The sequence below is a fragment of the Nitrosovibrio sp. Nv4 genome, from assembly GCF_900215485.1.
Lineage (GTDB): Bacteria > Pseudomonadota > Gammaproteobacteria > Burkholderiales > Nitrosomonadaceae > Nitrosospira.
In genome coordinates this window covers 81,772-98,046 of sequence record NZ_OCMZ01000001.1, presented here as the reverse complement: position 1 = coordinate 98,046, position 16,275 = coordinate 81,772, and the positions used below count along the sequence as shown (strand labels likewise).

Sequence of the window (16,275 nt, the reverse complement as noted above, 5' to 3'; positions counted from 1 at the left end):
AAACTTTCTCCATTTAGTTCTTCAGAACGGTACTTAATAGTCGGGCTGGCCACCTTTTATCGAGAGCACGTCAGGGCTAATATCCACAGTTCAGCTCCCTTTTGTTCCAGCTATGGCCAGCTGAAAGTCGCGAATTTGAATAACATTCAATAACTGGGCTCACACTGATATCTCGGTAACAGCCATGTTAAATTCAAGATCAGCAAGGCCGTAAAACCTGTTGTGCGGTTGAACAACAAAATGTATGGAGTCATAGCGCCGATCATGCGGGATGATTTCGTCATTTTCCCGCGTAACAACGCCCAGGGAAATAAAATAATCACCTGGACCAAGTCCGCATCTAAAATCGGACTCGACGTAAATTACTGATCCTGCTTTCAAAAGCACGTGCAGATCCCGAAGCCCGGCTATCTCCGAATTGGTGCCGGACACCGTTACGCCATCCTTTGTTTTGATTGTGATGCCTAACATGGGGCGCAGCATGTTGCAGTGAAATTTCACCGCTATCGCCAGCGTGACTCTTTGTCCTGCAGTAATTGCTGAGGGATAGGCCTCGTCGTCTGCAGCCAGATAAAAATCGAGAATAGACGCTGTGCCATCACCCCAACGGTATTCGTGGGAATTATATCCCGGTCGATTGGCAAAGACGTCCTTTGCTTCGTTTAGTTGATATGCAGCTTTAGTTCTGTTAGCAGCTTGTGCACGTTCGCCTGGCTGCACTCGTGGGGTGGCGATATCACATTTTTCTTTACCGAATAGCAAATCCATGTAACGGTTTACTACTCGCCGGGGCTCGCCCGTTTCAAGCTGCACGCCGCTATTCAGCAAGATAGCGGAGGAGCAATGCGTCACTATTTGCTCACTTGCGTGAGTGACAATCAAAATACTTGTGCCGCGCTCCTTGAGTTGTTTCAGACGGGTGAAGCACTTGGTCTGGAATTTTGCATCTCCAACAGAGAGCGCTTCATCTACAATAAGAATATCGGGATCTATCTGTGCCTGTACGGCGAAGGCGAGGCGTACCGACATGCCGCTGGAATAGGTCTTAACGGGTTGATCAATAAACTGGCCAATATCAGCAAATGATACGATGGAATCAAAACGTTCATCGATTTCTTCGGTATTTAACCCGAGCACAGCGCCGTTCATATATACATTTTCTCGCCCTGTAAACTCGGGGTTGAATCCCGAGCCTAGCTCCAAAAGGGCAGCAATACGGCCCTTGGTTTCCACGCTGCCGGCAGAAGGCGCGAGAGTACCGCAGATGATTTGCAGCAGAGTCGATTTGCCTGAGCCGTTGCGTCCGATGATGCCCACGGTCTCGCCTTTTCTGATTTCAAGCGAAATATCCCTTAGCGCCCAGAATTCGCGAAAATACTGTTTGGGCGACCGCCTTAAGAGGCGCTGCAGGCGCGGCGCGATAAACTGCTTGAGACGGTCGCGGGGTGCGTCATATATTTGATAGCACTTGGAAACGTTCCGGACATTTATTGCTATATCGGTGGATGTGGCAATGTGACGGAAATCCATTGTTGCTCTTTCAGCCCCATCTCTTTCCTCTCCATCCTGCTGTTCTTGCGTTTCTAGCTGAAGACGCGATGAAATAGCTGCTGGTTCCGAGATGTTGTTGGTTTCAGAGAACATCTGCAAATCCCTTACGGGTTTTCTGAAACCACGCGAAACCAGCCCAAGCGGTCAACATCCCAACTACCATCATGACCCCCCATTGCCCGATGTCGGGCAGTTGCCCAAAAACGAGCACTTTTCGCCCTTCCTCAATGATAAAAGCAAGCGGGTTAAGTTGCAGCCAGCCTTGATATTTGGCTGGCAAGATGCTTAAAGGATAGAACACGGGCGAAGCAAATAATAATACGGTAGTGAACACTCCTGTTATTTGTCCGACGTCCCGCATGAATACGCCGAATGATGCAAGAAACCAGGCAAACCCCATCGCAATAAATACCATCGGAAGCAGGACGAGGGGAAAAAGAACCACGGTCCACGGAATCTGGTGGCTTAGTATCAGCTGTGCAAGCAATAGCACACCAACGCTGATGGCCGTATGGAACAGTGCGGAGCCAAAGGCGACCCAGGGGAGTATCTCCAGCGGAAAAATAACTTTTTTTACATAATTGACATTCGATAGAATCAGTGCAGGGGCACGATTGACACATTCCGCAAACAGTCCGTGCACAATCATGCCGACAAACAGAATAATGGCGAAATCGGCTTTAGTTTCTTCTACCCCTACGCCCCAGCGTGCTTTAAATACGACCGAAAATACAAACGTATAAATTACGAGCATGAGCAGGGGATTGAAGAAAGACCAGGCGAGACCCATCACAGAACCCCGATAGCGTCCTATGACTTCGCGCTTTACAAGTGCGGCGATCAAGTCTCTATTACGCCAAAGGCTTGCCGCCATTTCACGCGGCAAGATGGGGAAGTTTTGCATGACTTGGATATAGAGGATTTGGCTGTACTAGCGTATTACTGTATTACTGCCGCCGCAGACACAGCATAACAAAAAGATTTTACCCCATTCAAGTTAACTTTCGCGGTTAACTTTCCGGTTGCCACCGGAAAAGTTCAGCTCTTGAGACAGGCAATTCCCCTGCCGCTTCATCTACGACTACCCATCGGCCCATCAACTTCATCAACTCCCAAAAGTAACCATACAAATATTTTTTCGTACACGCTTGCTTTTCGTTGAAACTTGAATATAATTACGAATCATTCTCATTAATAATTGCGGAAGTGACCCAAATGGATAATTTACTCACAGTTCCGGAAACCAACGCCGATAAACAGAAGTTCGTCATGGTGGATCGGACAAGGCGCATCTACAGCGATACCCTGTTTTCGCATGGCGACGAAGTGTTTATTCAGCATCAGGGCGAGCAATATCGTTTGCGGCGCACCCGCAACGGTAAGTTGATTTTGACCAAATAGTATAAATAGTAGACTTAGGGCGCTCATCATGTATATTTGTGTCTGCAAAGGTGTTACCGATACCGCAATCCGTGAAGCTGTCCGCCAGGGCGCCGATCGAATGCGGGATTTAAAGACCTGCCTGGGCGTGAGCGAGCAATGCGGAATATGTGCGTGTCACGCCAAGGAGGTGCTGGAAAAAGCACTGATGCAAAAAACCTTGACGCAACATCATCCCACATAAACCCACTCGTTTATTCGAGATTCTCGCCTGAGGAGGCACAACATGAAAAGCAGCGCAGACATCATCCAATGGTTAAACCGGCAGTTACAACATGAATTGACGGCCATCAATCAATATTTTCTTCACGCCCGCATGTATAAAAACTGGGGGTTCAGCAGCCTGGGCAAGAAAGAATACGAAGAGTCCATAGAGGAAATGAAGCATGCCGATGCACTGATAGAGCGTATCCTTTTTTTGGAAGGATTGCCCAACCTGCAAGAACTCGGCAAGCTCCTGATTGGTGAAAAGGCTGAAGAGTGCGTTGATTGCGACCTCAAGCTCGAAATGGTTTCACGCGAGACTTTGCTCAGCGGTATTGCCGCCTGTGAAGCAGCCAAGGATTACGTGTCGCGAGAGCTTTTCAAGGAAATTCTGGAGGATACCGAAGAACATATTGACTGGCTGGAAACGCAGCTGGACGTCATGCAGAAGGTCGGTATTCAAAACTGGCTGCAAAGCCAGATGTAAAAATATCCGTTGCCGCTGGTTGCTCCTCATCCAGCGGCTTTTTAGCCAGCCAGCCCATGCCAGGGCAAGCCAGCTTTTTTTTCTGCCTTGCTTCGGAGTATGGGCTGTGGAACAGCTTGACACAACGACCTCAGCGAACGTCGCGGCCTCCGCAGCCGCAGGCGCCGCAGCCTCTTTTCCGATTGCAGAAGCACCTCGCCCCGACGTTATGCTGCGCGCTTGTCTTCGTGGTGTAGATGCCATATCCGCTTATCTGCTATACACCCTGGGACGAGACGCGATTAGCGGGGCGGGGCGCAATCAGCCCGATAATGCTCACAGTTCCCCCGGTTCCCCCAGTTCCCACACCCTCAATAACTCTTTCGCCAGCCGCATACAGGCACTGCTGGAAAAGAAGTTAGGCGGCCTCATTAAACGGTTTTTCGGGACCGACATGAAGGCTCCCTTCATAGGGCGCGCGGGGCTGACCAGGACAGCCCGCCTCGGGAAAAGCGAATCTCGCATTGCCGAATTGAAATCAGCCAACAATCAGCAAGCGCTGCTCGAGCGTATTGATTTACTTGAGCGCGAATTAGCCGATGCCAAAGCTCGCCTTGTACCTCCCACCCCCGCAACAGGCGAAACGGATTGGATTCCACTGGTCAAGGTCTCTGCCCCGGCTGACACAGCTCACACCGCAGAGTCCGGACAGTATCGCAACACCTGCGATGAGACACAAGCAGGGGCGTGTCAAGGCTTTGATCTCGCCGGACGTTGCGTGCTGTGCGTAGGCGGGCGCGCCGCGCTGTATCCCGCATACCGCCGGGTCGTGGAGACTTCCGGCGGTAATTTACTCATCTATCGCAGCCCGCGAAATGGCGCTGATCATCTTCCCGCACTGCTGGCCCATGCCGATATGGTGGTTTGTCCAGTCGATTGCGTAAACCACTACACTTATTTTACTGTAAAGCGCTACTGTAAACGGTCGGGCAAGCCCTGCGTATTGCTCGACCGTTCCGGCCTGCCCACTTTTTGCAAGGGGGTTGCCACATTGTCTGCATTAGCCGCTTCACCCCCAGGGCACGGCAAACTTTCTATGGCCACCCCCTGAGATAAGCAGTTATCTTGCAGGAGACGATGAGTTGCGCTTCGCTTCGCCCACTCTGTAAATATAATAACTTTGCGATAACGATAATGAGATATGGAGAAAAAATGAATTCCGGTAATGCAGCCAGAATTACTGCACAGATAGCGTTGGTCATAGCGTGCTGGATGTGGTTTCCAGTACAGGCGGCGCAAGCGGCGGTAAGGGAATACTGGATAGCGGCGGAAAAAACCCTCTGGAACTACGCGCCTTCGGGAAAAAACCTGATCAAGCCCGATCACGGGCTCGGGGTCTGGGGAACAACGCTCACGTACCCTAAATATCGTTATATAGGTTACACGGACGGGAGTTATACCAAGCCGACGCCACATCCGCAATGGATGGGAATTCTGGGCCCCCAGATTAGAGCTGTCGTGGGCGATACCATCAAGGTTCATTTTCTGAATAAAACGGACAGGCCTCTTTCCATGCACCCGCATGGGATGTTTTACGACAAAAACAGCGAGGGTGCGGACGGCTCCGGTGCGGGCGCCGGCGTACCTCCCGGTAAATCTTTCACCTACACCTGGGTAGCCGACGAAGCGGCGGGACCTGGGCCGACAGATCCTTCGTCGATCGTCTGGCTTTACCACTCGCATGTAAGGGAAGAGGAAGAAGCGAATCTTGGCCTGGTCGGCACCATTGTCATCACACGGCAGGACATGGCGCGTTCAGCATCCGATCCCGCGCCGCGCGACGTTGACCAGGAACTTACCACTCTTTTCATGATTTTTAATGAAGAGGGCGGGGAAGAAAGCGGGATGAAGCACACAATCAACGGCCGTATTTTCGGCAATCTGCAAGGCTATGAAACCACCCTCGGGAAGCGCGTCCGCTGGCATGTCGTCGCGCTGGGCAACGAAACCGACAATCATACCGTGCACTGGCATGCGCAGACCGTACTCGATCACGGACGCCGGACAGATGTTGTTGAAGTTTTACCCGCCAGCATGACATCGGTGGACATGGTCCCGCGGTCGGCGGGCAACTGGCTGCTCCACTGTCACGTCGATGACCACATGATGGCCGGGATGTCCACCCGCTGGCGAGTCCTGCCATGAACAACTGGATGCAAGCACTCAAAGTAACCCACTTCGAGTAATCCATTTCGAGTAACCCCCGTTTCTATTTAAACAATTAAAAAGGAAAAAAGCTTAATGAAACTCAGCCAAATTATCCCTGTTTGCAGTGCGGCTATTGTCGGCGCCTTGCTTAGCTTCAACGTGGCAGCCCATGCATTGTGGCTGGAAGGTGACAATGCCGCCACCAAGCTTTATTTCGGCGAATATCCCGAGAATTTGCGTGAAACCTCACCCGGTCGGCTCGATAGCATCATTGATCCGAGGGTAGCCTTGATCGATAAGAACGGGGTCGAAAAACTGGTCGAAGCAAGCCGCGAGTCCAATTACTTTTCGATACCTCAAGGGGCCAGTACCGCAGGTGCTACAGTATTGGTGCAGGCGCTCAAGCAATCCATACGCGAGCCGCAGGGCGAAATCCCTTCTCCTACGTACAGACGGTTTCTCTATGCACGCCTGGGCAAAGGCGGCAGTTTGCCGCTCGATATCCAGGATACCGGCAACCTGCTGCGGTTGACCTTCATGGGCAAACCCGTGCCCAAGGCTGAGATTGTTGTTATCGCACCAAACGGTTGGGAGAAGCATCTGCGTACGGACGAGAAAGGGGAGGCAACGTTTACGCTTCTGGAGCCGGGCCTCTATGTGGTCGAAGCGAAATACGAGATGAACAAGCCGGGGGAATTCGACGGCAAGGCATACGCTGTCGAAAGCCATAAGGCTACGCTTAGCCTCTATAAATGAGCACTCTGCAATCCGGTGTACAAGGAACTGCGGAAACTGCGGGAACTACGGGACCTGCGCTAGCTGCACCAACTGTGCAAAGCATGCCCCATCCCCCCCTGACACGTCCTGTTTCAGAACCGCGCGGTTACCTGTTCTTGTCGCATGGGATGAAGCGCGGCCGTTTTCTTGTCTGGCTGCGCCGTACGCACGCCTGGATGGGGTTATGGGGAGCGGCGCTGGGTTTGCTGTTTGGCACATCCGGCATTTTGCTTAACCACCGCAGCGAGATGAAAATTCCCCTCGCGGCACAGCATGAAACTCGCCATACGCTCGCTCCGCCAATCGGCAGCCTCCAGTCGCCCGAGGCATTGGAAGCATGGCTGCGCGTGAAATTCAAACTGCCCCATGCCAAATCCCGCATTCAGAAAAAACCCGGCGGGCCGGTCCCGTGGGGTGGTGGCCAGGTGATACAGCCGGAAAACTGGCGTATTACGCTCACCGCTCCCGATCTCAGCCTGAACGCGGAATACTGGCAGGGCGATACAGATGCACATGTCGAGAAAAAGGAGGCCAACGCCTGGGCGACTCTGGCCAACTTCCACAAGGGCAGCGGGATGTCCAATGTATGGATATTGCTCACTGACACATTGGCCGGAGGCCTGCTGGTGCTCGCAATAACCGGCACATTGCTGTGGAGCCGTCTGCACGGCACTCGGCTTCTGGCAGCAGGATTGGTTGGCACTACCCTCACTGCTGCCGTGGTTCTTATGTTCACAACCCTATCGTTATCGTAATGTTATCCGTCTCCGGTTTATCGCAGGATCGAAAATTGAGGCAGAACGACACCATGTAAATTACACTCTTCCGCCCTGTTCTACGGGAAAAGACATTCATAGCCAGCCAGCCAAAGCCTCGTCGCTTCTAGCCCGCCAACAATTAAAAAAAACCGAGGCTTTTTTCAATGAAACATTTGTCAGGATTCAGATTGAGATACGCTCGTATGGGTCTAATACCCATATTTGGAGCATGGATATTAACGCCGCTGGATGCCGTAGCCCAGGATAGTGCTGCCGCAGCGGGAAGAGGCGCCGCATTGCCGGAAATCAAGATTACGACTGGCCGGGTCCGTCCCGGCACAATCGAGGATGTGGCGACGACAGGCAGCAAGACAGACACGCCATCGCGCGATATCCCCGCCAGCATTGCCGTCGTGCCGGCCGCCGTACTGAAAGAGCAGGGTGTAATCGAAATGAACGACGCCATGCGCAACGTCAGCAGTGTTCAACCTCACATGGGCGGGGGCTATGGGTTCGCGAACGCTTTCACTTCGCGCGGATTATCACTGAGCTTTTTGCGCGACAATATTCCCGATGGGAGCCACCAAAACAACTATTTCCGCACCATGTACGATGTTGATCGTATCGAAGTATTAAAAGGTCCTGGCTCGGCACTGTTTGGCGTGGCCGGACCCGGCGGCAGTATCAACATGATCACAATGAAGCCGCGAAACGATTTTGGCTTGTCCGCAGGCACCATGTTGGGCAGTTTCGGGACGCGCAACGGGTATGTGGACGTGACCGGCGCGATCCCTTATATACCGAACGTTGCAGGTCGCCTGATTGCCAATATGGAGCATACCGATGGTTTCCGGGGGCTGGAGCGCAATATTGTCGAGGCTTCCCCCAGCTTCATCTGGCGTATTGCACCTGATAAAACACTCCTGGTTGACTTCGACCATCGGGAGATCAAAATCAAGCCGGATAATTACGGCATACTTTTCGATATCAATTCCAATATAGCGAACGTTTCCCGCGAGACCCGCTATTACAGTGCGTTTAACAAAACCGATCATACGATCAATCGTCTCGGTCTGACTCATAACTGGGCAATATCGGATGCGTTAACCATGCGTACGGCATTTGTCTACGATGCGCGGACGCTGGAGCTGTTGCGGAATGCAGGAGGCAATCAGGGTAACATTTCGGGGATAAGTACAGGACGTACCGCATATCAGCAGTTCGATAATGCCGGTTACACCATATTGCAAAATGAGTTTATATGGAAAACAGCCACCGGTCCGGTGAAACACACATTTTTGGGCGGCTTCGAATACAAAAATACAGCTATTGATCTTGTTCGCGCTACCTACGCCCTATCCCCCATAAACATCTTTAACCCGGTGCTCGAAACTTCACTGAATGATGCCGTCAGCCGCACCCAAACTTTTGACCGCCGAATCAACAGTGATCAAACGTCGTTTTATGCCCAGGATCAGATCGATTTGACTGACCAGTTCAAGCTCCGCCTCGGTATCCGAAACGACCTCGTGCAGTACAGCGACAAGGGTTTTCAACTCGTTTCCGGCAATTATGGATATCGGGAAATAGTGCAGACGAAATCCCTGACGACCTATTCCACAGGCGGTGTCTACCAGCCCACTAAAAATTTGGCCTTTTACGCCGGCTATAGCACCGGCGCCTTCATCAATCTTGCAACCGAATCCCAAGCGCTATCCACGGCGCCTGAAACCTCGGATCAGATAGAAGTGGGTGCAAAAACCATGTTTCTGGATGGCAAAGCCGACTTGAACGTGGCTTTGTTTCAAACCAGCCGCAACAATTATTTTGTCATCCTGCCGGGTTCCGGCGGTATAGCAACTCAGGACGGAAAAGATCGAACGCGCGGGGTAGAAGTGTCGCTCGGCGTGCGTCCGGTTAACGGCTTGAGCATTATAGGCAACGGGGTATGGATGGATCCCGAAACGCGAGCAGGTAACGTCGTCAGCAATTCTGTGCTTGGGGTTACAGGAAGCGTTTTCGGAAACCGGCCAACCGGGGTTGCCACCCACATGGGCCACTTGTGGTCCACCTACCAGATACAAAGCGGCCTTGCGCGGGGTTTGATGTTTGGTTTTGGGGTTACATACAAGGGAGATGCCTATGCCGACAGCCTGAACCTTCTCAAGGTGCCCTCTTATGTCGTGCTCGACGCTGCTGTTTCCTATCGCATCAAAAAGGTCGATCTCGCCGTCAACATAAAAAACCTGACGGATAAAACCTATTTCACCAATCCTACATTTGCCGGTGCATTGCCCGGTAATCCACTTAGCGCGTTCGGTTCTATCCGCTTCAATTTCAATTAAAAATCGATTTTGACGATGTCGGACGGGAAGTTGCATTGGTGACTCCCCGTCCCCATGCCTGAGGCTGACCGAGCCACGGGCGCGTCCTTCCTGGCATAGCGGCGCGCCGTCGCACCGCACTATCCGCTTCCGCCCCCTGCCGAAAGTGGTTCATTTGCCTGAAATGGACCCGAAACCTCCATAAGCTCCATCGATCGGCAAGCACTTGCAAACCTCATACTGGCAAGGCCACCGTTGGTTCGGCTTGAATTATTCCGGATCAAAGCCCGGATGGTGGCGTCCAGCGTATTTTCTCGTGGATTAGAGAACATCTTTTAAGCGCACCGTCCCGTTCACCGTCCGGTGCGAAAAAGGTTTCTACCAGCGATCAATACGCTTGCGCCAGACATGTCCTCTTGGGCTTGTCTTGACCGTTGCCTTCAATCTTCCAATATGATGTTTATATATTCCCCCGAGCGGAAGGCTAAATGTGCAAGTGTAATAAGAGCACGCAAAAAATACTTCATCTGCATTAGGTTTCCAGCAGGAATTAATCGGAAAAACGCTGGTTGACAGGACCTTGTGCTGACACGTGAAAGCCGCTCCAGGCAAGGATTTAAGCCGATATAGTCCATTTGGTCCTGTAAGATTTTACAGCTATTCTGGATTCTGGTTCCGTTGTCTCATAGCACCGTCATAAACAACCGACGGGTGCAAAAAATGGGACAGATTATGCTTGCGCAACATGGAAACGGCTCGCTGGATCAACAGGCGGCAATGGGAATGTACCGGCTGAGACACGAAGTTTTTCATGACAGGCTGGGCTGGGAAGTTACGACGGATAACGGAATGGAGCACGACGAATTCGACCATGCAAATCCGGTCTATGTTCTGGCGAAGGGCGATGAAGATGAGGTGCTGGGTTGCTGGCGACTGCTGCCTACCATGGGGCCCAACATGTTAAAGGACACTTTTCCTCAATTACTGCACGGGCAACCCGCACCACAACAGCCCGACGTATGGGAATTGAGCCGCTTCGCGGTAACGGTTCCGAAATACGAAAGTGCCGGATTCGGCTTCAGCGATATTCCGGTAAAAATGATGCAAACCTTATTCCTCTTCGCACGGCATAACAAGATCAAGCGTTACGTAACCGTTACGACGGTTGCCGTGGAGAGGTTGATACGCAAACTCGGCGTCAATGTCGCAAGGCTGGGCGCACCCATCAAGATCGGCCGGGTCCTGACCGTAGCGTGTTATATCGAAATAGACGCGATTACGGAATTTGCCTTGTTCGGCACCCTTCCGGAAGAAGCGCAAAGGAAAGCGGCATGAATATTCTATTGGTTGGAGAAAGACAGGACACCCGGCAAATTCTGCAACTGTTACTTGAGAAATCAAAACACAGACTGGAGCGGAAGTCGCTGGACAGCTTCCCTGAGCCGGACCTGGAAGCCTACGATATGGTGGTCGTCGACGGGGCAGTGCACGACTGTACCCAGCAGGTGACTCTGTTGCAGTGGATACGGGAAGCAAGGCGGCGCTATCCTCATCTACCGGTGGCGGTAATGAACAACGTGGGGTCTCATGTAGTCTCCGAAGGTTATGATCGCAGCAGCGGCCCCTTGCATACCTGTGGTGTTTTTGAATCGGGCAACGGGTCTCTGAACATGCGCTGCCGCTTGCGGGAGATCGCATTGGGAGAGACTGCCGCATTGATGCGTGATGACTGCGAGCGACCATTACTGGAGCCGGTGACGTTTGAATATTCGGGAGCGGAACGAAATGCGGGTTGAACGTAAAACGCACCGGGGGGCGGATCAGAACGACTGTTTTAAAAATTTCATAAAACTGTCATGGGAACGCCATCTGCTGCGGGTAGCCTGAGCATGCTGATCAGCTTTCAGGAATAATTTGGCCATATTCGTTCATGATAGGAGGCAAACGTGAAATCCAGGCTACCTGCATTAATGATGCCGTTCTCTGCGGTCGAGAAAATCACCCGGGCCAGCAATACCGGGCAAGGATGCGCCGCATCGCCCGGCGGCGACTTCGCCTCAGCTCCAGAGCCAACTCCCACCCCCGCAGTATGTAAGGATGTAGCCTTGGGTGACGGCCACACGGTGAATCGCTCTGGCACTCTCCATGTGCCAAGTGGTATTGAGTCGCGGCTCTACCCTGCTATCGCACCACGGGTAAGAAGTAAAAAAAAGCGGTTTGGATGAGATTCAGGTGATGTCTCATTTCAGCCCGAGCAGCACCCCGAAGATGTCTTTTCCCGGCGGTCCTGTTTCCTCTCCTCCCCGCCTCAATGTCGGGCTGTTCAGAAGCCCGACGACAGATTTCGCCAGGGACAACGCCCGATGTCCGGCATTCGTGCATAGTGCATTCTTGAATGACCATCCGTATTAAAGCGGCGGACATGAACTTGGCCGAGGTTGCGTTACAACCCGATCATCTATCACCGGCAGTCGATATGAACGACGTTGACGCCATATGCTCGCTGATGGAGTCTTATGAATCCGACCAGATCCTGGATGAAGAAGAAAACGAAATTGATCTGATGATTCAGTTGAGCGGCATGGTTTACAATGAAACGCGAAGCGACGAATAAGCCGGACGAATACCCGCATTTCACTTGCAGCCGGCTTTAGCTGTCAGGCGACCAGCGGGGTGGAGATATTGCCGTCTTGCTTCCCGAAAGCAAATTGGAAACGGCGGTCGTCCCTGCCTCCAAAAAGTATTCTTTCCGGAACCGCTGCGAGAATCGGTCCCCCAATTTGCAGAAATTGCACCCGCAACCCTCGCGCGTTGGCGATCGAATCTGTAACGCCGTGGGATTAACTTTAACTCTTCGGGACCTCGTACACGCCTGTTTTACCCGTCCTGCGCAGCATCTTATTGACTTCGTCGGCATGCATCTCCTCCTCGACGATGAGGCTCCGGGCATAATCCTCCAGCAGTACCGATTTACCTTGAGTCAGTTCCAGCAACTGGTAGTAAGCTGCACATGACTCGCTTTCGTGCGCCAGCGACTCCCTCAGGATATCGCCAATGTCCTGGTGATGCTTCTCCAGCAAAGGTCCAATGGCAAGCGAAGGATAACCGCCCAGCAGAGTAACGAGTTCACCTGCTTTATGCGCATGCAGCAATCCCTCTTCCGCCTGTTTCTGAAGCCATTCCACCACTGGAATGCGGTTGTAGCCATAGACCATCAATGAATAATGCGTATAACGCACCACACCGGCAAGCTCCAGTTCCATGATCTTGTTCAGTAGTGCGATTGCCTTGTCTTTATCGAAGTTCATGAGTTTCTCCTTTGCAATGGCAGGAGTTGCAGAGTGGGAACGGATTGTCTCGTAAACCACAACGCGCTGCATGCGCGCAGTTCATCGACTCGGCGCCGCCTTTCTTGCTTCTCAGCCTTTATGGAAAGGCTGGCGGCCCTTCACAGGGTCTCGCCATGAGTGTCAAGATATTCGGCAACACCTGCAGGACTCGGTTTTATGCCGGGGTCGCCTGCTTTCCAGCCGGCAGGGCAGACTTCACCGTGACTCTCATGAAACTGCAATGCGTCGACCATGCGCAGCATTTCGTCCACATCGCGCCCCAGTGGGAGGTCGTTGACCACCTGGTGACGCACTACGCCCGTTTTGTCGATCAGGAAAGATGCCCGCAGAGCAACATGATCCGGATGACTGATGCCATATGCGTGCATGATTTCTCCCCCCACGTCGGATACCAAGGTAATGCCAACCGGACCGATGCCGCCCTTGTCCACCGCAGTATTGCGCCAGGCATAATGGGTGAACTGGGAGTCCACCGAAACGCCGATTACCTCCACGTTTCGTTTGTGGAACTCTTCCACCCGGTGGGAGTGGGCGAGGATTTCCGAGGGGCAGACAAATGTGAAATCCAGCGGATAGAAAAATAGCACCGCATATTTGCCTGCAATTTCAGCATGAAAGTTGAAAGCATCGTTGATGGTGCCATCCGCCATAACAGCAGGTTTGGTAAAGTCAGGTGCGATACGCGTAACAAGTACAGACATTTACATTCTCCTATTTGATCGGTTGAAATCGCCGTGTGTTCCACGTTTTCAATAAGTATGCGACTCGGCCTCCATAGTCTATCTTTTTCCTGGAGTTTTTTAACTGTTTTACCGGATCAACTATCACATTTTTATACTCCATATCCTGTGCTCTCATCTGTGCGGCGCACCGCATAACATTTGCGGGTTCCCGTGAGAAGCAGTGTGCGGAATTAAAAATTGTAAATCCACCGGTTCAATAGATCGCGCGCCGCATCGGGAATTTCGGAAGCAATCATTCCTATCGGGCCGCCATGGTGTGCCTGCAATACGTCGGCTGCCGCGCCGTGCAGATAAACCGACAGCAACAGCGCATTTTCCGGACTTAATCCTTGTGCCAGGAAAGCACCGGCGATGCCGGACAATATATCGCCCGTGCCAGCGCTGCTCAAGCCCGGATTACCGCTAATACTGATATACCGTTTGCCGGCCGGTACAGCGCAAATGCTGCCGGCGCCTTTTAACACTACACAGCAGTTGAAGTTCTCTACCAGGTCCGCTGCGGCGCCCATGCGGTCACCTTGAATCGTGGAGATATCCGTATTCAGCAAGCGTGCGGCTTCGGCCGGATGAGGCGTGAGAATGGAGGGAGCCTTACGTTCGTGCAATCGTTTCCGCAGCAAATCTGCGACTCTGGAATGGACCGCGATAAGATTTAAAGCGTCGGCATCCAGCACTAGCGGCAGGTCCGATTCCAGCGCACAACTTAGCCAGAAGCAAGCATCAGGCCCGGATCCCAGTCCGGGACCGACAACCAGGCAGTTCAGATGACCCAGCTTGAATAATTCGTGGATCGGTCGCAGCATCAACTCGGGGTGTGCCATGTCTACGCTGAGCGCATCGCCGGCAATCAAGCCGAGATACACACGGCCCGCGCCTAGCTTCAATGCCGCAGTTCCAGCGAGAAGTGCCGCCCCGACCATTCCCGCCGATCCGCCGATTACGCCGATGCTGCCAAACATGCCCTTATGACTATTGGCAGGACGAGGCGGCGGCAGCAATTTTTGAGCGTAAGCGTGATCCACCACCCACGAACTGGGTGCCTCATTTAACCGGGGGGACGATAGGGACGACACATCAAGATCGAGGTCGCGCAGAAAAATTTCCCCACAATAGTCGGGACCCTGATGAGTCAAGAGGCCAGGTTTCAGGCCAATGAACGTGACTGTCATGGCAGCCCTGATGGCTGCGCCGCGGACATTTCCTGTATCGCTGCCCAGACCGCTCGGGATGTCCAGCGCGAGCACCGGCAGCTTCATGCTGTTAATTGCATGGATCAGGGAGAGATATCGACCCGTCAGTTCCCGGCCCTCTCGATGGTCAAGGCCAATACCGAACAAACCATCTATCACCGCATCCCATATTTTGCCGCCAGGGATTTCCGATAGTATTTCTCCCCCTGCGGCAAGCCACGCATCCAGCATTTGCTTCGCGTCATCCGACAGCCTCGCGCGCTCCCCGGTAAACACCAGCGTGACCTTGTACCACCAGGCGTTCAGATAGCGGGCAACGACAAAAGCATCACCACCGTTGTTCCCAGGTCCCGCCAACACCAGCACTCTGATTCTGTCCTGGATTAGCAGCTTGTCTCGCGCAACTTCGGCAGCCGCCAGACCGGCTTTTTCCATCAGGAGGGGGCGATTGGGTAACGCAGCAGCAAACCGCTCGATTTCGCGAATCTCCGCGGTAGAGTAAATGGCGGTGGAATTATGTTCTGGTGAGCTCATGCTATCGTTTTATGGGGGCGTCTCTGCATAAATCCCACTTTTCTCCGCCTGAGTCCTGCTCAAATGTCTTTTAGGTCAATCGGCAGGTTACGGCTGTATTGCATCCACGTGAAAACCTCGTGTTTTCAGTCTGTCGACCGACAGGATTGGCTATTGTTTAGCTTTGGTTTGGCTTTGTGATGGCAACGCCTTCTGCGAGGAAAAGCCCGTGCGTTTTCAAGGTGCCGTTCGGCAAGTTTCCCACATTTACGCGAAATATTGGTATTTTTGCGCAGCCTCGCTATCTGCCGTCCGGCGGCATATGGAGAATGCTAAAAAATGAACTGGCAAAATAAAGAGATGAATATAATAGGAAGATGTTCTTAATAATATTAAAAGAGGATTTTTAGAAGAATGAGCGATGCATCCCTTAAATTAAGGCTCAGAAAAAAACCTGCCCTGGGCAGCAGCCTCTATGAATATTATTCCCAGTGCTCGGAATAATTCGTACCTTTCGATTTTGCTGTCCGCCTTGCCGGCGTATCATAGGGACGAGTGGGTTCATTATGGATTGATCCGTGGTTTTGAGTAGTTGAAATTTGGATTCACTAAAATATTCGGTGCTCAAAATGGAGCAATGTGTCCATTGCTCAAGCTCATTAACTGTGTAAGCTAATAAAGCGTTTATAAGAACTTTGCGGCAATCTTATTGGATACGTCGTGAAGCCGATTACTGATATTGGAAATGGAG

17 protein-coding genes are annotated in these 16,275 nt (G+C 52.3%); 12 read left to right on the top strand and 5 right to left on the bottom strand.

Translation table 11 applies throughout. The features are described 5' to 3' along the window. Positions 1 to 159: 159 nt before the first annotated feature. Positions 160 to 1,644 carry an ABC transporter ATP-binding protein gene (locus CRO05_RS00410; RefSeq protein ID WP_097065344.1) on the bottom strand — a complete coding sequence of 495 codons (1,485 nt, stop codon included), beginning with the start codon at positions 1,642 to 1,644 and terminating at the stop codon, positions 160 to 162. Next, a complete protein-coding gene (locus tag CRO05_RS00405) occupies positions 1,634 to 2,455 on the bottom strand; it encodes an ABC transporter permease (protein WP_097065343.1) in 822 nt (273 codons plus the stop codon). The genes CRO05_RS00410 and CRO05_RS00405 overlap by 11 nt, the downstream gene beginning before the upstream one ends. A 311-nt stretch (positions 2,456 to 2,766) precedes the next feature. Here CRO05_RS00405 and hemP point away from each other — a divergent pair, with 311 nt between their 5' ends. From hemP to CRO05_RS00345, 12 genes are all read left to right on the top strand, one after another. Further along, the gene (gene hemP, locus CRO05_RS00400; protein ID WP_097065342.1) at positions 2,767 to 2,952 is read left to right on the top strand and encodes a hemin uptake protein HemP; all 186 of its coding nucleotides are present in this window, start codon (positions 2,767 to 2,769) and stop codon (positions 2,950 to 2,952) included. Positions 2,953 to 2,980: 28 nt separating this feature from the next. After that, positions 2,981 to 3,175 (top strand): (2Fe-2S)-binding protein, encoded by a 195-nt coding sequence (locus CRO05_RS00395; RefSeq protein ID WP_097065341.1) that lies wholly within the window; start codon positions 2,981 to 2,983, stop codon positions 3,173 to 3,175. Positions 3,176 to 3,217: 42 nt separating this feature from the next. Then, positions 3,218 to 3,682 (top strand): bacterioferritin, encoded by a 465-nt coding sequence (gene bfr / locus CRO05_RS00390; RefSeq protein ID WP_097065340.1) that lies wholly within the window; start codon positions 3,218 to 3,220, stop codon positions 3,680 to 3,682. Positions 3,683 to 3,788: 106 nt separating this feature from the next. Further along, positions 3,789 to 4,772, top strand: a complete 984-nt coding sequence (locus tag CRO05_RS00385; protein WP_097065339.1) for a DUF2325 domain-containing protein — start codon at positions 3,789 to 3,791, stop codon at positions 4,770 to 4,772. A gap of 101 nt (positions 4,773 to 4,873) precedes the next feature. Further along, complete coding sequence (locus tag CRO05_RS00380; RefSeq protein ID WP_235001227.1) at positions 4,874 to 5,866, top strand: multicopper oxidase domain-containing protein; 993 nt, start codon at positions 4,874 to 4,876, stop codon at positions 5,864 to 5,866. Between the two features lie 96 nt (positions 5,867 to 5,962). Continuing rightward, a complete protein-coding gene (locus CRO05_RS00375) occupies positions 5,963 to 6,625 on the top strand; it encodes a DUF4198 domain-containing protein (RefSeq protein ID WP_097065338.1) in 663 nt (220 codons plus the stop codon). Positions 6,626 to 6,708: 83 nt separating this feature from the next. Next, positions 6,709 to 7,401 (top strand): PepSY-associated TM helix domain-containing protein, encoded by a 693-nt coding sequence (locus CRO05_RS00370; protein WP_235001226.1) that lies wholly within the window; start codon positions 6,709 to 6,711, stop codon positions 7,399 to 7,401. 206 nt (positions 7,402 to 7,607) lie between these two features. After that, positions 7,608 to 9,749, top strand: a complete 2,142-nt coding sequence (locus CRO05_RS00365; RefSeq protein ID WP_235001225.1) for a TonB-dependent siderophore receptor — start codon at positions 7,608 to 7,610, stop codon at positions 9,747 to 9,749. Positions 9,750 to 10,448: 699 nt separating this feature from the next. Then, positions 10,449 to 11,063, top strand: a complete 615-nt coding sequence (locus CRO05_RS00360; RefSeq protein ID WP_200814292.1) for an acyl-homoserine-lactone synthase — start codon at positions 10,449 to 10,451, stop codon at positions 11,061 to 11,063. After that, positions 11,060 to 11,524, top strand: coding sequence for a hypothetical protein (locus CRO05_RS00355; protein ID WP_097065335.1), 465 nt, complete (start codon positions 11,060 to 11,062; stop codon positions 11,522 to 11,524). Before CRO05_RS00360 ends, CRO05_RS00355 begins: the two co-directional genes overlap by 4 nt. A gap of 150 nt (positions 11,525 to 11,674) precedes the next feature. Beyond that, positions 11,675 to 11,953 (top strand): hypothetical protein, encoded by a 279-nt coding sequence (locus CRO05_RS15260; RefSeq protein WP_143860869.1) that lies wholly within the window; start codon positions 11,675 to 11,677, stop codon positions 11,951 to 11,953. A 170-nt stretch (positions 11,954 to 12,123) separates the two neighbouring features. After that, positions 12,124 to 12,342 carry a hypothetical protein gene (locus CRO05_RS00345; RefSeq protein ID WP_097065333.1) on the top strand — a complete coding sequence of 73 codons (219 nt, stop codon included), beginning with the start codon at positions 12,124 to 12,126 and terminating at the stop codon, positions 12,340 to 12,342. Between the two features lie 232 nt (positions 12,343 to 12,574). Here the strand turns inward: CRO05_RS00345 and CRO05_RS00340 are convergent, their stop codons facing one another. The 3 genes from CRO05_RS00340 to CRO05_RS00330 all read right to left on the bottom strand — a co-directional run bounded on the left by CRO05_RS00340 (position 12,575) and on the right by CRO05_RS00330 (position 15,545). Further along, positions 12,575 to 13,036: a bacterioferritin gene (locus CRO05_RS00340; RefSeq protein WP_097065332.1), complete on the bottom strand. Its 462-nt coding sequence runs from the start codon at positions 13,034 to 13,036 to the stop codon at positions 12,575 to 12,577. Between the two features lie 140 nt (positions 13,037 to 13,176). Further along, complete coding sequence (locus CRO05_RS00335) at positions 13,177 to 13,779, bottom strand: peroxiredoxin (protein WP_097065331.1); 603 nt, start codon at positions 13,777 to 13,779, stop codon at positions 13,177 to 13,179. Positions 13,780 to 13,991: 212 nt separating this feature from the next. Further along, positions 13,992 to 15,545: an NAD(P)H-hydrate dehydratase gene (locus CRO05_RS00330; protein ID WP_097065330.1), complete on the bottom strand. Its 1,554-nt coding sequence runs from the start codon at positions 15,543 to 15,545 to the stop codon at positions 13,992 to 13,994. Positions 15,546 to 16,275 lie beyond the last annotated feature (730 nt).